This is a genomic window from Micromonospora sp. MGP-C2 (genome assembly GCF_057766525.1).
Genome location: NZ_JBYMEN010000002.1, coordinates 294,666 through 310,477, shown reverse-complemented (window position 1 = coordinate 310,477; position 15,812 = coordinate 294,666). Strand labels below are relative to the sequence as shown.

Genomic DNA, 15,812 nt, shown 5'->3' with positions numbered 1-15,812 from the left:
CGGCTGGTGTTTGCGTCTCGACCATGACCTTGGAATGCTTCGCGGGTGACTTCTTTTCCGGGGACGTTCGCTCACGATGTCATCGACCAGCCGGCGCAGGCGCAGATCGAGGCGTTCATCGACGAGCACCGCCGGGCGCTCAACGGCTGCCTGGACGGGATGACCGAGGAGCAGGCGCGCCGGTCGTTGGTGCCGTCCCGGACCACGCTGCTGGGTCTCGTGAAGCACGCCACGTTCGTGGAGAAGGTCTGGTTCGACGAGGCCGTCACCTGCCGGCCCCGCTCCGAGATCGGCATTCCCGCGACGCCGGACGAGTCGTTCATCCTCGATGACGACGACACGATCGCCTCGATCCAGCGAGCACACCGCGAGGCGTGCGAAGCCTCCCACCGCGCGACGGCGTCGTTGGGCCTGGACGACGTGCTCCGCGGCAACCGGCGCGGCCCGCTGCCGCTGCGTTGGGTGTACCTGCACGTGCTGCGCGAGCTGGCCCAGCACTGTGGGCACGCCGAAATCCTGCGTGAGCAGCTCCTGGCCGAATAGCGCGGGCAGTCAGCCTGCGTCCAGCACCTCCCGCAACCGTGTCGCGAACTCCTCCGGCTTGCCCGCGTAGCCGAACTCACCGCCGAGGAAGCCGCCGTGGTGACTCGGGAACACCACGGGCTGCTGACCGAGGACGGCCGCCATGCCGAGGGCCGTCCGCGCGGTGTACGTCCCCGCCGACTCCTCACCGACCGCGATCACGATCCGGGTCGGTGCGGCGGTGAGCAGGCCCGCGTCGGGCTGGTAGTCGGTGATCGCCCACGAGCTCTGCGACAACAACGGGTCGTCGCGGGTGCCGTCGTCGTCGGTCGACATGCCGAACATCGCCGGGTCGGGCGTCGGCTGGGCGAAGTAGGCATCGGTGAACTCGCCCTGCCACGACGTCATCGCGATGAACGCGGCCATGCCGGCGCCGGTGCCCTTCGCCTGGTACGCCTCGTAGAAGCCGGCCCGCGCGCGCTCGGCGGCGCTGGCGTCGGGAAGCACCGCGTTGATCGGCGGCTCGTGCGCCACCAACGTGACGACGTCGTGCGGGTACGTCGCGACGAGTTCGAGTGCCGTCACCGCACCGCCGCTGCTGGCGAACACGTCGACCGGGCCGGCGCCGAGCGCCTCGATCAGCAGGTGCAGGTCGGCCGCCTGCTGCCGCGGCGTGTGGTCGATGCGACCGTCCCTGCGGACGCTGCGGCCGAGCCCGCGTGGGTCGTAGGTGACGACGGTACGGTCGGTGAAGTGCGGGGCGAGCGCGGTGAAGCCCTCCGCCGTCATCGGTTGACCGATCATGAGCAGCACGGGGTGCCCGCCGGACGGGGGCAGCGGACCGCGGACGTCGTAGACCAGGTCGACGCCGGGTACGGCGAGGGTGTGTGTCTGCGTTGTCGTCATGTCGGTGAGACTACGACCGGCAGAAACCGATGGGCGAGTACGCCGTGCCGACGACATCCATGCACGTACCGGTGGATCGTCGAGAACGACCGGGTGCACGGCGGTACTGGATCACGCCTTAGCCCACCCGCCGGTGTCACCGAAGCGGCGCAGCGTCCACCGGGCGGGAGGCCAACCGCCGGGGTCGTGGTCGGTGGTCCATTCGGTGATCGAGGCCGGAGGCACGTCCAGGTCGAACCCCCGAAAGACCGGCTGCGCGGCGAGCGCGTGGAACGCGCCCTCGACGGTTTCGCTGTGACCGACCAGAACCACTGTGGCGCCCCGGTGCCGGTGGGCGATCTCCATGATCGCCCGGCTGACCCGGACGACCAGTTCGGCCCAGCTCTCGTTGCCCTCCTCGAACGGCCGGAACACGCCCCCGCCGGGCACCGCGTGTTCGGTGCGGAAGCGGGCGGTCGGCAGGCCGTCGGCGTACGGGGGTGTGTGCCAGGTGCACAGGCCACAGTCGGCCACGGGCCGAACGCCGAAGGCGGTGGCGATCGGTTGGGCGGTCTCGACCGCCCTACGCAGCACGGACGAGTAGACCGCCACCGGGCGGTCGGCGGCGACCTCGTTGGTGAGCCGGTTGGCGAGATCGTGTGCCTGTTCGTGGCCGAGGGCGGTGAGGCCCCGACAACCACGTGGCCCGCCCACGATCCCTTCGAGCTGGTGGAGCGACTCGCCATGTCGCACGAAGATCAGACGTGTCCGCATCGGGACATCATGCCAGCGGTATCGACGCGGATATCAGTCGTCCGTACGGCCGGTGGTGAAGCTGCCGGTCTGCGCGAGCAGAGCGTCGAGTTGGACGCCCGTCCGCGCTGCCAGCCTGTCGCGTTCCACCAGCTCGGCGATGCGTTCCCGCAGGTCGGCGACGCGCTTGGCCCGGTCCCTGCTGTGCCGGCTCACGTCGGCCAGGTCGTCGCGCAGATCTTCGGCGGTCCTGCGGTCGACGTCGCCGCGGGCCACCGCGTTGGCGAGGACGGCGGAGAACCCACTGGTCACCTCCCGCAGGCTGACCGGCACCTGCTGCCCGGCGGTCGGTGGGGCGGTGCTGGCGCTGGGTCGGGGCGAGGAGGGTGCCGTCGGCGTCGGCGACTGCGTCGTGGGTGTGGGCCTGGGGGCGGAGGTCGACGGTGGGGCGGCCACCTGCGGAGAGTTGGGTGCGCCTGGTGTGCCGAGGGGACCTTCGGCGAGCAGGGCGCCGACGCCGACCAGCACGGCGAGGCCGGCTGCGACCAGCACGGCGAGGGGTCGGCGCGACCGGCGGCGGGCCGGCGCGGCGGCGACCGGGGCGGGGCGTGCCGCCGAGCGGTCGATCAGGGTGGGAGGGTGAGCCGCCGGGAGGACACGCCGCAGCAGTTCGGTGGGCGGCTCGACCGGCTGGCCGGCGCCGAAGCGGCGGGCCAGGTGCGCGGCGCTCGGCCGGTCGGCCGGGTTGGCGGCCAGACAGGCGAGGGTCAGCTCGGCGATGTCGGCGGGGAGGCCGGGCACCCGCAGCGGCGGCACCGGAGTGCCACGTCGGTGCACCTCCAGCGCGTCCTCCCAGCTCTGCACGGGCAGCGGCGCCTGCCCGGTGAGGGTGCGGTAGAGCAGCGCGCCGAGGGCGTAGATGTCGCTGGCCGGGTCGGGCGGGCCGGCGGTCAGCCGCTCGGGGGCGAAGTAGGCGGGTGTGCCCATCAGCGGCTCGCCGGACTGACTGTCGAGCCCGCCGAGGGCGGCGATGCCGAAGTCGAGCACCTTGGCGCCGGTGTCGGTCAGCATGACGTTGCCGGGCTTGACGTCGCGGTGCACGACGCCGATGCGATGCGCGGCGGCCAGTGCGGCTGCGATCTGCCCGGCCACCCGGACCGCCTCCGGCCACGGCAGTGGTCCGGTCCGCAGCCGGTCGGCCAGGTTGTGGCCGTCGACGAGTTCCATCACCAGGTACGGCACAACGACGCCGCCGGTCAGGGTCGCCTCGGCGTAGTCGTACACCTGGGTCACGTGTGGGTGGGTGAGGCGGGCGGCCGCGCGGGCCTCGCGTTGGATGGTGGCCCGCAGTTGCGGGTCGGCGGCGAGCTGCCCGGCGAGGACCTTGATGGCGACGGGCCGGCCGAGCACGTCGTCGTCGGCCCGCCACACCTCGGACATGCCGCCGAGACCGATCCGCTCGTGCAGTACGTAGCGGTCGCGGAGACGGAGGGTGGGCATGAAGGGCGACATGGCTTCACCAGTCTGCCTGGTCACGCCCAACTCGACCACCCTCCGTGTCCGGGCCCACACTGTTCGTCCCGTGCATGCCGGAATGGGTTTCGTGCGGGTCAGGAGCAGCGGGCGGTGCCGGGCAGCGGTCGCGGCTGGATGCGGTCGGCGAGCCGGCGCAGAGCGAGGGCGATGGCCTGCCGGGTGGGGGCGAGCAGGGCCCGGCGAGGGCGTTCGAGCTGGACCGGGGCGTCCGGTCGGGCCGAGTTGACGTGTCGGTTCATGGCGTCGAGCGCGGTGACGTAGCCGGTGGGAAGTTCCATGGTCAACTCCTCGGGACAGGTCCGGTGGAGGACCGGACGACGAGTGCGGTGGGCAGCAACACATGACCGGCCGCGGCGTCCGCGGGCGGGTCGAGCAGGAGTTCGGCGGCGATCCGGCCCTTTTCCTCGGCCGGTTGCCGGACGGTGGTGAGGCCGGCCGCGGCGGCCTCGGGGACGTCGTCGAAGCCGGTCACCGAGACGGTCGGACGATCATGGGCCGGCCGCGCGGCCAGGGCGTCCAGCACACCGAGTGCGAGGACGTCGGAGCCGGCCAGCACGGCGGTCGGCGGTGCGGGTTGGTCGAACAGCCCGGCGATGGCTTCGGCTGCCGCCCGGCGGCTGTTGCCGAGGACGTTGACCAGGGTCAGCTCGGCCCAGCCGACGCCGACCTCGGCGAAGGCGTCGGCGAACCCGGTGAGCCGACCTCGGGTGGTCGGGTGCGGCACCTGGTCGACCCCGGCCAGGGTGAGAGGGCCGGCCGGCGCGTCGGGCAGCACGGAGTCGGCGAGCAGCGCCACCCGACGGTGGCCGAGGCCGGCGACGTGCGCGGCGGCACTGTGCGCGGCGGCCCGCTCGTCGATGCCGACGAACCGTTCGTCGGCGCCGGCGTTGTCGCGGGAGGCCGTGCTGACGAACGGCAGCCCGCGTTGGCGGATGACGTCCAACGCCCATTCCTCGTCGGCGACGCAGTAGACGCAGAACCCGTCGACAGCGGCGTTCTCCACCGCCCGTCGGGCGTCGGTCACGGCCGGCGGCAGCGGCACCAGCAGCATGCTCGTGCCGTGCCGCTCGGCCGCCGCGCCAACCCCGGCGAGGAACCGCACCGCGAACGGGTCGGTGAAGGCGTACGACAGTTGCGAGGTGAACAGCACCCCGATCGACCCGACGAAGCCCCGGCGCAGGGAGCGCGCGGTGGGGTTGGGGCCGGGGTACCCGAGTTGCTGGGCGGCCTCCAGGATCCGCTCACGCAGGGCGGCGGAGAGCTGGTCGGGGCGGCTGTAGGCGTTGGACACGGTGCTGCGGGAGACGCCGACGGCGTCGGCCACGGCTTGCAGTGTTGGCTTCACCGGCACCCCTCTGTATCGATCCAGTCTGTATCGATGCAGAGATTAACCCGACCGGTCGGCATCGGTCAATACGTCGGCTCGACGCGCCGGCCCGGGTCGACTACCAGCTCACCCCGTTGGGCGAGAGCCTCCTGCCGGTGCAGCGGGCGATCAAGGCCTGGGCCGAGACGCACATCGACGAGGTGCACGCGGCCCGCGCCCGCCACGACGCCTCAGCCGGCTGAACGCTCCGCTGGTGAATCCCGCCTACGGGGGTCCGCGCGGTCACGGCAGGCGGGCGACGCCGCCGTACATGCTCACCTCGACCACCGACGGGCGCGGCTGCGGCTCGCTCTCGGCCCGCCACTCGGCGACCGAGGTGATGCCCGGCTCCACCACGTCGAGGTCGACGAAGAAACGGCTGAACTCGTCCCGGGTGCGCAGGTTGATCAGCCCGTGTGGGCCGCCGCCCCTGGCCGCCGTCCGAGCCTGCGCGGCGACCGCCGGCGGAAGGTACTCGTGGGTGGCGTGCGAGGCGGCCAACCAGCTGCCCGCCGGCAGCGCGTCGAGCAGGTGCCGCACCAGCGCGTACGGGTCGTCGCCGTCGGGCACGAAGTGCAGGACGGCGACCAGCATGAGGGCGACCGGTCGGGACAGGTCGATGGTGCGTCGCAACTCCGGGTGGGCGAGGATCCGCGCCGGGTCGCGCAGGTCGGCGTCGATGTAGGCGGTGGCGCCCTGCGGTGAGCTGCTGAGCAGCGCGCGGGCGTGGGCCAGCACGATCGGATCGTTGTCGACGTAGACCACCCGGGATTCCGGTGCGATGGCCTGGGCGACCTCGTGGGTGTTGTCGGCGGTCGGGATGCCGGTGCCGATGTCGAGGAACTGCCGAATGCCAGCCTCGCGGGTCAGGAAGCCCACGGCCCGCTGGAGGAAACGGCGGTTCTCCAGGGCGGCGGTGCGGATCGTCGGGAAGGCTGCCGCCATCGTGTCGCCGGACTCGCGGTCGGCCTGGAAGTTGTCCTTGCCGCCCAGCCAGTAGTTGTAGCGGCGGGCGGGGTGGGCCACAGTGGTGTCGATCCGGTCGCTCGACGAGCCGGCCGTTGGGCCCGAGGCCTCGCTTGTCATGGCTGCCTCCGCGATGACGTCCGTCCACTGTCGCCGGTCGCCGACCATGCTAATGCCACCCGAGCGACCTGCACCGCCCCGAGCCGCCTGCACCGAACCGCCGCCCCAGGCAGCGGTCACGCCGGGTAGAGCTCGTCCAGCAACCGGCCGAGAATGTCCGGCGTACGCTCCGGCGGCTCGGCCTCGACGCAGAGCCGTTCCATGGCCACCGCGTAGTAGTCGAGGTCGTCGCGCTTGTCGAGGTAGATGGCGCTGGTGAGCTGTTCGATGTAGACGATGTCGGGCAGCTCCTGGTCACCGAATCGCAGGATGGTGAAGGCTCCCCCGGCGGCGGCGTGACCACCGGCGGCGAACGGGATGACCTGGAGCCGGATGTTGGGTGACTTGGTCGCCTCGATGAGAGCGGTGAGCTGGCCGCGCATGACGGCGGGGCCACCGATCGGACGCCGTAGGGCTGCCTCGTCCACCACGGCCCAGAGCTGCGGTGGGTTTTCCCGGTGGAGCAACTGCTGACGCTGCATCCGCAGAGCGACGCGGCGCTCGATCTCGTCCGGACCTGCCGCGCCGTGCCCGAGCAGCACGACAGCGCGGGCGTAGTCCCCGGTCTGCAACAGGCCGGGGACGAACTGCACCTCGTAGGTGCGGATCAGTGCCGCCGCGGCCTCCAGGCCCAGGTACGACTGGAACCAGGTCGGCAACACGTCGCCGTAGCGATGCCACCAGCCGGGGCTGTTGGCGTCGCGGGCGAGCTTGAGCAGCGCGTCACGCTCGTGCTCCTCGGTGACGCCGTAGAGGGTGAGCAGGTCGGAGACGTCGCGTTCCTTGAAGCCGACCCGACCCAGCTCCATCCGACTGATCTTCGACTCAGAGGAACGGATCTCCCAGCCGGCGCCCTCCCGGGTCACCCCGCTGGACTCCCGCAGACGGCGCAGCTGGGCACCGAGCAGCATGCGCAGCACTGTTGGCCCGGTTGTCGGGCCACCCTCGGCGGGAACCATCGTCACGTGCGGACCTCCGGACACCAACCCCCGTGACCGGGTACCTGGCCCGGCCGACGTGTAAGCATGCCATGGACCGACAGTGAGATGAACTCCTCCGCACCGGTGATTCAGTCCCGTCGCCGGGACGGCTCACGCGGGACGGTCAGTTGATCAGGTGGTCAAAATCCCCGTCGCGCGCTCCGAGAACGAAGGCGGCGATTTCGTCCACTGTGTAGATCAGCGCCGGGCCCTCCGGGTGCCGTGAGTTGCGGACCGCGATGCCCGCTCCCCCGGGCAGTTCGGCGAGTTCGACGCAGTTGCCGCTGGGGTTGCTGCGGCGGCTCTTCTGCCAGCTCAGCGGAGGCAACTGATGGATCGGTACGCCATTGGGTGGCTGATGCATGGAGGCGTCTTTCTGCTCACGAGCCCGCCGGTGGCCGTGGGAGGAGCGGTGACGGCGAGGGGTGCGGTATCGACTTCGGACAGTTCTGCACGTGCATCTGCTATTGCATCTGCACCGGACGGCGAGCATGATAACGCACATGATCGGTGCCCATCCGTTCACGTTGAGTTACCCCCGCAGGGGCAACCATCAGGCAAAAGTGGGCCCGACGCGGTGTGACGTGTCGACCGGAGGCTGGAGGCGGTCGCGGGGATGGGAGGGTTCGTGCCGGATCCGATGAGTGTCGCCTCCGGGATCTGCGCGGCCGGCGCCCTGCTCTCCTCCTGGCAACTACGCCGACGGGCGGTGCGCGCCGAGGCCGAGATCGATCACCTTCAGGCCGAGCTCGCCGCCGAGCGGCACGCCGCGAGTCACGACCCACTCACCGGGCTGCCCAACCGGCGCGCCTTCTATCGCCTGGCGGCCACCCTGCTCACCGACGCGGCCGGTCAGCCGTTGATCGCCGTGGTGCTCGACCTGGACGACTTCAAACAGATCAACGACCGGTACGGGCACGCCGCCGGCGACCAGGTGCTGATCAGTGTGGCCGACCGGCTCGCCGGTTTCGCCGGGGACAACCTCGTCGCCCGCCTCGGTGGCGACGAGTTCGCCGGGCTGCTCTCCAGCCCCACAGTCGACCGGCGCTGGATCGAGCACTCCACCCGCCGACTCGCCGAGACCGTCGCCGCGCCGATCCGGCTCAACGGGTGCAGCGTCCGTGTCACCGCGTCCGTCGGGCTCGCCCCGGTGTCCGGCCCAGCCCAGCTCACCGACGCGCTCAGCCGCGCCGACGCCGCCATGTACCAGGCGAAGAGCCTCGGCGGTGCCCGGTCACCCCGGCAACTGGTCGACAGCGCCTGGCTGACCGAGCTCTGACCGTTCAGCAAGCGGCTGCGCCGAACCATCTGGGCAGCTGGCCGAGCAGCTCCGTCTGGTCGTCGCCCACCCACGCCACGTGGCCATCCGGCCGCAGGAGCACGGCGGGCACGTCCAGTTCCTCGCTGACGTCGACGACGTGGTCGACCCGGTCCGCCCACCCGGCGACGGAGAGCCGGCCGGTCTGGTCGAGCAGCAGTCCGCGGCCCCCGCGCATCAGCTCGTAGAGGCGTCCCTGCTTGAGCCGTACGTCGCGCAGGTGGCGGCCGAGCATCTCGTGGCCCTCGCCGAAGTCGTAGCGGACCCCGATCGCGGTGACCTTCTCGATCAGGTACCGGTTGACGTCCTCGAAGTCCAACAGCTCCGACAACAGTTGACGCACCGACCGGGGTCCCGGCTCGGGCGACAGCAGCAGCATCTGCGCGCGGGTGTTGTTCAGGACGTCGGCGGCCACCGGGTGCCGTTCGGTGTGGTAGCTGTCCAGCAGCCCGTCCGGCGCCCAGCCGTTGACGGCGGCGGCCAGTTTCCACCCGAGGTTGAACGCGTCCTGGATGCCGAGGTTGAGCCCCTGCCCGCCGGTTGGCGGGTGGATGTGCGCCGCGTCGCCGGCCAGCAGCACCCGGCCGGTCCGGTAGCGCTCGGCCAGCCGGGTGGCGTCGCCGAAGCGGGAGAGCCAGCGCGGTGAGTGCACGCCGAAGTCGGTGCCCGCGTACGCCAGCAGTTGTCGCTTGAACTCCTCGATGGTCGGCGGGACCGAGCGATCCTCGACCACCCCCTCGGCGGGAACCAGGACGCGGTACACCCCGTCGCCCAGCGGCCCGAGACCGAACCGCAGGTGCGTCCTGCGCACCTCGGCCACCACCTCGGCCACCGTCTCCGGTGCGACGCCCACCTCCATCTCGCCCAACAGGGACTCGACCCTGCTGGGCTCACCGGGAAAGCCGACGCCGAGCAGTTTGCGCACGGTGCTGCGGCCACCGTCGCAGCCGACGAGATAGCGCGACCGCAGCTGCCCGCCGTCGGCCAACCCCACTGTCACCCCGTCGTCGTCCTGGCTGAGCCCGACCAGTTCGCAGCCGCGCCGGATCTCCACGCCGACGTCGGCGGCGTGCTCGCCCAGCAGGCGGTCCGTCGTGGTCTGCGGGATGCCGAGGACGTACGGATGGGCGGTGTCCAGCCCGCTCGGCGACGGCTTGGGAATGGCGGCGAAGAAGCCACCGACCGGGTGCTGCTGGCCGAGCGCGAGGAACCGCTCCAGCAGGCCACGCTGATCCATCACCTCGATGCTGCGCGCGTGCAGCCCGAGCGCACGGACGTACGGGGTCGGCTCGGTCTCCCTCTCCACCACGAGCACGTGCACCCCGTGCAGTCGCAACTCGCTGGCCAGCATCAGGCCGGTCGGCCCACCGCCGGCAATGATCACATCGATCATGAAATCCCCCGATTTTCCCAGTTTTGGGCTCAGGGTGGTGATTCTGCGGCACGACCCGGGTCTTGCCACAAGGCCCCGGGTGCGATATATGTTGGAGGTGGCAAGGAGCCCCTGAGCTCCTTGCCTTTGTTGTTTCCCGTCTCGGACGGCCGGTCTCGCGGTCAACGCCGCCGGTCGAGATCGCGCAGCGCCACGTCGGCGAGGGTGACCAGACCGACCGGCGATACCAGCCCCCGCACGATGCGCGCCGCCCGATCCCGGTCGGCCGTCTCGGCGTCCGGGTCCAGCGCCTGGCGGGTCCAGTCGCTGAGGTCGTCGAGCGCGCGGACCGCGAGGAACCACGCCAGGCGGGCCGGGTCGATGTGGGCCGGGCCGTAGCCGGCCAGAACGGCCTTCTGCTGACGGGTGCTGATCGGCGCGAAGGCGAGCACCCCACCCAGCACGAACATCAGGTCACACTCGGGCGGGGCGAGCACCACGTCGTCCCAGTCGATCAACCAGACCTGCCCGTCCGGGCCCAGCAGCAGATTGCCCAGGTGCGGGTCGCCGTGGCAGACGACGGCCGGGCCGGGCCGGGCGCGCTCATCGACGGCGAGGCGTTCGACCTCGCGGGTCAGTGTGGCCACCAGGTCGGCCACCCCGGACCACACGCCCGCCAGCTCCGCGGCCAGCGGCCCGGCGAGGTCGTCCGGGTCCGGATCGCGCAGCCGCTCGGCCACCGCGCGGGTCCCGGCCACGATCGAGGGGTACGCCGCGCCGCCCGCCGGCAACAGTCGTCGCACCTCGTCGGTCACCGGCACCGCGTGCACGGCGGCCAGCACCTCGCCGTACGCGCGCCAGTGCGCGTCGGTCATCGGGCCGTCGAGCGTCCGCTGATCGGAGACCCAGGGCACCACCGAGAGGCGGTGGCCGTCGTGGTCGACGGACAGCCGCCCGTCCCGGGTAAGCATCGGTGCGGCGATGCCCGGCACCCCCTGGCCGGCCAGGTACGCCGTCACGGCCAGGCCGGCGCGAGTGCCGCCATCGCTCAGTTTGACCGCGTAGCGGGAGCCGTCGACGCTGTGGGCCAGCCACAGTCGGGCGCGCTGGTCCGCGCCGTGGGTCACCCGTTCCAGTGTGGACAGGTGCAGGCCGAAGCCAGTGTGGACCCGCTCGGCCACCTGCCGCGTGATGTCCTCACTCACGCGGACACCATCCCACCGGGCGGCCCACCAGCGAACCGCTTAACGGTGACGGGGGCGGAGTCAGCGCAGTGTGGCGAGGTGCCGGTCCAGCGCTGCGTACGACTCGGCTGCCCCCTGGGCCATCCCGGAGTCGATCATGCCGTCGCGCTGCGCTGTGGTGTCGAAGCGGGTGCTGCTCGTGATGGTGGTGCGCCCGTCCTGCTCGGTGAAGACCAGCGTCTCCACCGCCACCTGGCCGGGCATGCCCTCGAACTCGAAGGTCTGCACGATCCGCTCCGGCACGACGATCTCCCGGTATTCACCGCGGAAGGCGTAGTCGTTGCCGTCCTGGGCGTGCTCGACGCAGCGGTAGTGGCCGCCCACCCGGAAATCGATCTCGACGTCCAGCGGGTTGCCCCGCCCCCACCAGTGCTTGAGGTGCTCCGCCTGGGTGTGCGCGGCGTAGACCAGCTCGCGTGGGGCGTCGAAGGACCGGGTGAGGGTGACCTCCCGATCGGACGGCAGGTCGATCGTGAGGTCAGGGAGATTGTTCATGACGGGTCTCCTTCAGGTCGCGTAGGTAGTCGTCCAAGGTGTCGTAACGGTCGTCCCAGAGTCGGCGGTACTGGTCGACCCACTCGGCGAGCGTCCGTAGCGGCGCCGGGTCGAGCCGGCAACGACGCCACTGCGCCTCACGGGTCCGCACGATCAGCCCCGCGCGCTCCAGCACCGCGAGGTGCTTGGAGATCGCCTGGAGGCTGATCGGGAACGGCGCCGCCAGCTCGTTGACCGTCGCCTCGCCGGTTGCGAGCCGGGCCAGCATGGCCCGGCGGGTGGGATCAGCGAGTGCGGCGAACACCGCGCTGACGGGATCTGTTGTCATCTGCCGCTTTCAACCTGTCGGCTAATCAACCAGTTGGTTGAATATACGGGCGCCGTCCGGGTATGGGCAAGCAACTCGGCCGAAAGGAACTCGACGTGGCGACCATCCGCGCCCTCGTGCTCAACTGCACCCTCAAGCCGTCACCGGGCCCGTCCAGCTCAGAACAGCTCGGTCGGGAGGTGCTCGACGAGTTGGCCGCCCAGGGCGTGGAGGGCGAACTGGTCCGGGTGGTGGACCACGATGTGCGCTTCGGCGTGTCCACCGACGAGGGTGAGGGCGACGGCTGGCCGGCGATCCGCGCCAAGCTGCTGGCGGCGCAGGTGCTCATCATCGCCACGCCGATCTGGCTCGGCCAACCGTCCAGCGTCTGCAAGATGGTCCTCGAACGTCTCGACGCCGAACTCTCCGAGACCGACGACGAGGGCCGGCTGCTCACCTACGGCAAGGTGGCTGGGGTGGCAGTCGTCGGCAACGAGGACGGCGCGCACCACACCATCGGCCAGGTGCAGCAGGCGCTCAACGAGGTCGGGTTCACCCTCGCCGCCGCCGCGGCGACCTACTGGGTGGGTGAGGCACTGCACAAGGTGGACTACCGCGACGCCGGCCCCAAGCCCGACACCACCGGTCGCACCACGAAGGCGCTGGCGCTCAACACCGCACACCTGGCGCGGCTGCTCGCCGACCGGCCGTACCCGCCGCCGGACGCGAAGGGCGCCGCGGTCGGCCCGAGCCGCGAGTCGGCCTGACCACGTCGGTCACGTCCGCGTCGGTTCCTGACCCCGGACGCCTACCTGCGTCGCTGTAGAGCTGCCCCGGTAATGGGGCAGCTCGCAGCGCAGCGACCATCGGGCCGCAGGGCACCGCCCAGACGCCCCACCCGTGGGGCAGCTCTACAGGTGTGCGGGTCAGCGCCAGCCGTAGCCGGCGCGCAGCGCCTGCCCGACCCGGTCGAACCGGGGCCGGTCCAGCACGGCGCCCTCGCGGCGGATGCTGTCCTCACGCATGGTGAGGACCCGGTCCAACCGGACCCAGCTGGGCCGGTTGTCCCGATCCCACTCGCCCGGCCCGAGCGCGAACCAGTGCCGCTGCCCGTCCCGCTCGCTCTGGCTGGACAGCATCAGCCCGAACAGCGTCCGGCTGTGCCGTCCGACGACCAGCACCGGCCGGTCCTTGCCCTGGCGGGGGTCGTCCTCGTACGGCACCCACGTCCAGACGATCTCGCCCGGGTCGGCCTGGCCGTCGCGCTCCGGAGCGTAGGTCAGCTCCCGACGCTGCAACGCGCTCACCTGGCGGCGGCGGGCCACCTGCGCGGGGGCCGGCCCGGTGCGCCGAGGCGACGGAATCGCCGCGCCTACCCGGGAGATGCGAGCCGCGACATTCCTCAACAGACCAGCCACGGCGGGCAGCCTACCCGCCGCCCCGAGTGCTCGGTGCGACAGACTGGCCCGATGGACGAGCTGCCCCGCGACCTGCCGATCCTGGAACGACGCGCGGTGCGGGTGGTGGTCACCGACGGCTTGGATCGGGTGTTGCTGTTCCACACCCGCGACCCGGACCACCCCCGGCTGGGCACCTGGTGGGAGCTGCCTGGCGGCGGCATGGATCCCGGAGAGACCTACCTCGACACGGCGGTGCGGGAGCTGCACGAGGAGACCGGCATCCTCATCACCGCCGACCAGGTGGGCGCACCGACCTGGCGCCGACGGGCGAGCTTCCTGCACCGCCAGCTGCGGCACGTCCAGGATGAGGTCGTCGTCAGCGTACGGCTCGCCGGTGCCGGTCCCGACGTGGACGAGGCGCACCGGCTCGACTACGAGTTGGAGGACTACTTCGCCTTCCGCTGGTGGCCGCTGCCGGAGGTGATCGCGAGCTCGGAACGGTTCTATCCCGGGCAGCTCCCCCGGCTGATCACCGCCTTCCTCGCCGGCGAGGAGATCGACGAGCCGTTCGAGCTGTGGTCGTGAGCCGGGTCGGCGGGCAGAGTGGGGGCATGACCACCGATCTGCACGGGCCGCTCTCCGCGTACGCCGCACGGCTGCACGCCACGGTCGGCGACCGGCACCACGTCGCCTCCCCGCTCGGGGCCTGGCTGCTGCTCGCGGTCTGCGCCACCGAGCCGGCCGAATCCAACCCGGCCGAATCCAACCCGGCCGCCGAGGACGCGGCCAGCGAGGGCCCGAGCGCCGACGGCCCGACCGCCGAGGACCTGGCTCACGCCCTGGGCACCGACCTGGCCAGCGCGGCCGAGGTCGCCCGCGTGCTGCTGGACACGCCGCATCCGCTGGTCAGGTCCGCCACCGCGCTCTGGCGCCGAGCGGGGCGGGGTGACGGCGGTTCGGCCGCGTGGCGGGCCGCGCTGCCCAGGACGACCGACGTCGGTGAGCTGCCCGATCAGGCCGGTCTGGACGCCTGGGCGCGCGAGCACACCGACGGCCTGATCGACACGTTTCCCCTGAAGGTCAGCCCGAACGTGGTCTTTGCCCTGGCCAGCGCGCTGGCCACCCGGGTGTCCTGGGCGACCCCGTTCGACGTCGCCGACGCCGGCGCGCTCGGTGGCGGCAGCCCGTGGGCGCGCGGACTACGACGGGCGTTGCGCAGCCCGAGCCATGGTCACCGCTGCGCCATCGTGTCCACCGAGCGGCTCGGTGACGTGATCGTGCACGCCGCCCCTGCCCAGACGACCGACGGTGCCGGGTTGGTGGTCCTCTCGGTGGCCGCCGACCCGCAGGTGCCGCCGAGCGAGGTGCTGGCCGTCGCGTACGACCTCAGTGTCGGCGCGGCCGACGGCGCGCAACCGGCCGGTGCCCGTTCCCTGTTCGACCTGCCGCTCGGTGATGCTCCGCTGTGGACGGTACGCGAGGAGCGGGTGCGGACCCGGGCGCGCGACGGCCGCGAGGAGCGCCACAACGCCGTCCTCCCCTGCTGGTCTGCCCGCAGTGAGCATGACCTGATCGCGCCGGCGCTCGGCTTCAAGGCGGCGTCGACGATGCTGGCGAAGGCGCTTGCCCAACCAATCGAGAGCTTCGACGCGCGTCAGGTGGCGATGGCCCGGTTCGGCCGGTACGGCTTCGAGGCGGCGGCCGTCACCGGCATGTTCGGGCTGGTCAGCCTGCCGCCCGAGGGTGTCGCCCGCACCGCCGAGCTGCGGTTCGGCCACCCGTACGCCGTGGTGGCCGTCGCCACCGACACCCGGGCGGACGGTGTCACCGGGCCGTGGCACGGGGTGCCGGTCTTCTCCGCCTGGGTCACCGAGCCCGAAGAGCTGCCCGAGGCCGACGCCGCCGACCTCCGGACGGGCACAGGAAGGGGTCAGGGCTAGAGCCGTTCGGGCGCGGCCCCGCCCTCGTCGTCGCGCGGCAGCCTCGCCACCATTTCCCGGAACTCTCGTACGGTCATCGCCTCGCGCAGGGTCGCGAAGACCGCCCCGGTTCCGGCCCGGGCGGTCGCCGGATCCACCGCGGCACGCCGTCCCACCCGACGAAGGAACTCCGCCGGACCGGCGTCCGTAGGCGGCGGAACGGCGGTGCCGCCGACCTCCAGGCCCAGCCCGGCGTCCGGCCCGTCCAGGCCAGGGCCGGCGACCCCACCCCGCCCCGGGGCAGGACCAACCGTCCCGACCGCGTCCGGCGCGAGGCCAACCGCGTCCGGCGCTGGACCGACGGTGCCGGGCTCATCCGGCGCGGGACCGGTCAGGTAGCGGCCGACCTCGTCCGGAAGGTGCCCCACCAGGTCGTCGGGCGCGTCGCCGGTCACCCGCTCGGCCATCGTCTGGAGGACGGCGCGGGCGAGCGCGGCGGCCTGCTCGCTCGGCAGGCCGGAACGCCGGGACACCGCGTCGATGAAGTACGGAAACCCGTCGCCGTCGGTCACGCCCGGGCGGTTACCCCC

20 protein-coding genes are annotated in these 15,812 nt (G+C 72.0%); 6 read left to right on the top strand and 14 right to left on the bottom strand.

The features are described 5' to 3' along the window. Positions 1-45: 45 nt before the first annotated feature. The gene (locus tag AC3CF1_RS00915) at positions 46-543 is read left to right on the top strand and encodes a DinB family protein (RefSeq protein WP_088947863.1); all 498 of its coding nucleotides are present in this window, start codon (positions 46-48) and stop codon (positions 541-543) included. Positions 544-552: 9 nt separating this feature from the next. On the opposite strand, the gene AC3CF1_RS00910 is transcribed toward AC3CF1_RS00915, so the two are convergent. From AC3CF1_RS00910 to AC3CF1_RS00890, 5 genes are all read right to left on the bottom strand, one after another. Continuing rightward, entirely contained in the window at positions 553-1,428 is an 876-nt protein-coding gene (locus tag AC3CF1_RS00910) for an alpha/beta fold hydrolase (RefSeq protein WP_488449289.1), read from the bottom strand. A 111-nt stretch (positions 1,429-1,539) separates the two neighbouring features. Beyond that, entirely contained in the window at positions 1,540-2,181 is a 642-nt protein-coding gene (locus AC3CF1_RS00905; RefSeq protein WP_088947860.1) for a histidine phosphatase family protein, read from the bottom strand. A 33-nt stretch (positions 2,182-2,214) separates the two neighbouring features. Next, positions 2,215-3,660, bottom strand: coding sequence for a serine/threonine-protein kinase (locus AC3CF1_RS00900; protein ID WP_488449288.1), 1,446 nt, complete (start codon positions 3,658-3,660; stop codon positions 2,215-2,217). A gap of 110 nt (positions 3,661-3,770) precedes the next feature. After that, a complete protein-coding gene (locus AC3CF1_RS00895; protein ID WP_488449287.1) occupies positions 3,771-3,974 on the bottom strand; it encodes a hypothetical protein in 204 nt (67 codons plus the stop codon). 2 nt (positions 3,975-3,976) lie between these two features. Beyond that, a complete protein-coding gene (locus AC3CF1_RS00890; RefSeq protein WP_488449286.1) occupies positions 3,977-5,020 on the bottom strand; it encodes a LacI family DNA-binding transcriptional regulator in 1,044 nt (347 codons plus the stop codon). An 8-nt stretch (positions 5,021-5,028) separates the two neighbouring features. Here AC3CF1_RS00890 and AC3CF1_RS00885 point away from each other — a divergent pair, with 8 nt between their 5' ends. Beyond that, positions 5,029-5,265, top strand: coding sequence for a winged helix-turn-helix transcriptional regulator (locus AC3CF1_RS00885; RefSeq protein WP_354981582.1), 237 nt, complete (start codon positions 5,029-5,031; stop codon positions 5,263-5,265). Between the two features lie 40 nt (positions 5,266-5,305). Here AC3CF1_RS00885 and AC3CF1_RS00880 read toward each other — a convergent pair whose 3' ends face one another. The 3 genes from AC3CF1_RS00880 to AC3CF1_RS00870 form a co-directional block, all read right to left on the bottom strand. Next, positions 5,306-6,148, bottom strand: coding sequence for an SAM-dependent methyltransferase (locus AC3CF1_RS00880; RefSeq protein WP_354981583.1), 843 nt, complete (start codon positions 6,146-6,148; stop codon positions 5,306-5,308). A gap of 116 nt (positions 6,149-6,264) precedes the next feature. Beyond that, positions 6,265-7,146, bottom strand: coding sequence for a helix-turn-helix domain-containing protein (locus tag AC3CF1_RS00875; protein ID WP_247667547.1), 882 nt, complete (start codon positions 7,144-7,146; stop codon positions 6,265-6,267). Between the two features lie 145 nt (positions 7,147-7,291). Further along, on the bottom strand, positions 7,292-7,531 hold the full coding sequence (locus AC3CF1_RS00870) for a DUF397 domain-containing protein (protein ID WP_088947853.1): 240 nt from the start codon (positions 7,529-7,531) through the stop codon (positions 7,292-7,294). A gap of 264 nt (positions 7,532-7,795) precedes the next feature. Between AC3CF1_RS00870 and AC3CF1_RS00865 the strand changes: the two genes are divergently transcribed. Beyond that, positions 7,796-8,446, top strand: a complete 651-nt coding sequence (locus AC3CF1_RS00865) for a GGDEF domain-containing protein (protein ID WP_088951690.1) — start codon at positions 7,796-7,798, stop codon at positions 8,444-8,446. Between the two features lie 4 nt (positions 8,447-8,450). Here AC3CF1_RS00865 and rox read toward each other — a convergent pair whose 3' ends face one another. The 4 genes from rox to AC3CF1_RS00845 form a co-directional block, all read right to left on the bottom strand. Next, entirely contained in the window at positions 8,451-9,878 is a 1,428-nt protein-coding gene (gene rox, locus AC3CF1_RS00860; protein WP_488449285.1) for a rifampin monooxygenase, read from the bottom strand. 161 nt (positions 9,879-10,039) lie between these two features. Next, a complete protein-coding gene (locus AC3CF1_RS00855) occupies positions 10,040-11,062 on the bottom strand; it encodes a phosphotransferase enzyme family protein (RefSeq protein ID WP_488449284.1) in 1,023 nt (340 codons plus the stop codon). 60 nt (positions 11,063-11,122) lie between these two features. Further along, positions 11,123-11,596 carry an SRPBCC family protein gene (locus tag AC3CF1_RS00850; protein WP_488449283.1) on the bottom strand — a complete coding sequence of 158 codons (474 nt, stop codon included), beginning with the start codon at positions 11,594-11,596 and terminating at the stop codon, positions 11,123-11,125. Then, positions 11,580-11,924: an ArsR/SmtB family transcription factor gene (locus AC3CF1_RS00845; protein WP_488449282.1), complete on the bottom strand. Its 345-nt coding sequence runs from the start codon at positions 11,922-11,924 to the stop codon at positions 11,580-11,582. Before AC3CF1_RS00845 ends, AC3CF1_RS00850 begins: the two co-directional genes overlap by 17 nt. A gap of 95 nt (positions 11,925-12,019) precedes the next feature. Between AC3CF1_RS00845 and AC3CF1_RS00840 the strand changes: the two genes are divergently transcribed. Continuing rightward, positions 12,020-12,670 carry a flavodoxin family protein gene (locus tag AC3CF1_RS00840; protein ID WP_488449281.1) on the top strand — a complete coding sequence of 217 codons (651 nt, stop codon included), beginning with the start codon at positions 12,020-12,022 and terminating at the stop codon, positions 12,668-12,670. Positions 12,671-12,829: 159 nt separating this feature from the next. On the opposite strand, the gene AC3CF1_RS00835 is transcribed toward AC3CF1_RS00840, so the two are convergent. Further along, complete coding sequence (locus AC3CF1_RS00835; protein ID WP_141909123.1) at positions 12,830-13,321, bottom strand: type II toxin-antitoxin system PemK/MazF family toxin; 492 nt, start codon at positions 13,319-13,321, stop codon at positions 12,830-12,832. A 51-nt stretch (positions 13,322-13,372) separates the two neighbouring features. Here AC3CF1_RS00835 and AC3CF1_RS00830 point away from each other — a divergent pair, with 51 nt between their 5' ends. After that, positions 13,373-13,888 (top strand): NUDIX hydrolase, encoded by a 516-nt coding sequence (locus tag AC3CF1_RS00830; RefSeq protein ID WP_210792874.1) that lies wholly within the window; start codon positions 13,373-13,375, stop codon positions 13,886-13,888. A 26-nt stretch (positions 13,889-13,914) separates the two neighbouring features. After that, on the top strand, positions 13,915-15,243 hold the full coding sequence (locus AC3CF1_RS00825; protein WP_488449280.1) for a hypothetical protein: 1,329 nt from the start codon (positions 13,915-13,917) through the stop codon (positions 15,241-15,243). On the opposite strand, the gene AC3CF1_RS00820 is transcribed toward AC3CF1_RS00825, so the two are convergent. Further along, the gene (locus AC3CF1_RS00820) at positions 15,240-15,794 is read right to left on the bottom strand and encodes a DUF2267 domain-containing protein (protein ID WP_488449279.1); all 555 of its coding nucleotides are present in this window, start codon (positions 15,792-15,794) and stop codon (positions 15,240-15,242) included. The genes AC3CF1_RS00825 and AC3CF1_RS00820 overlap by 4 nt on opposite strands. Positions 15,795-15,812: the final 18 nt, after the last annotated feature.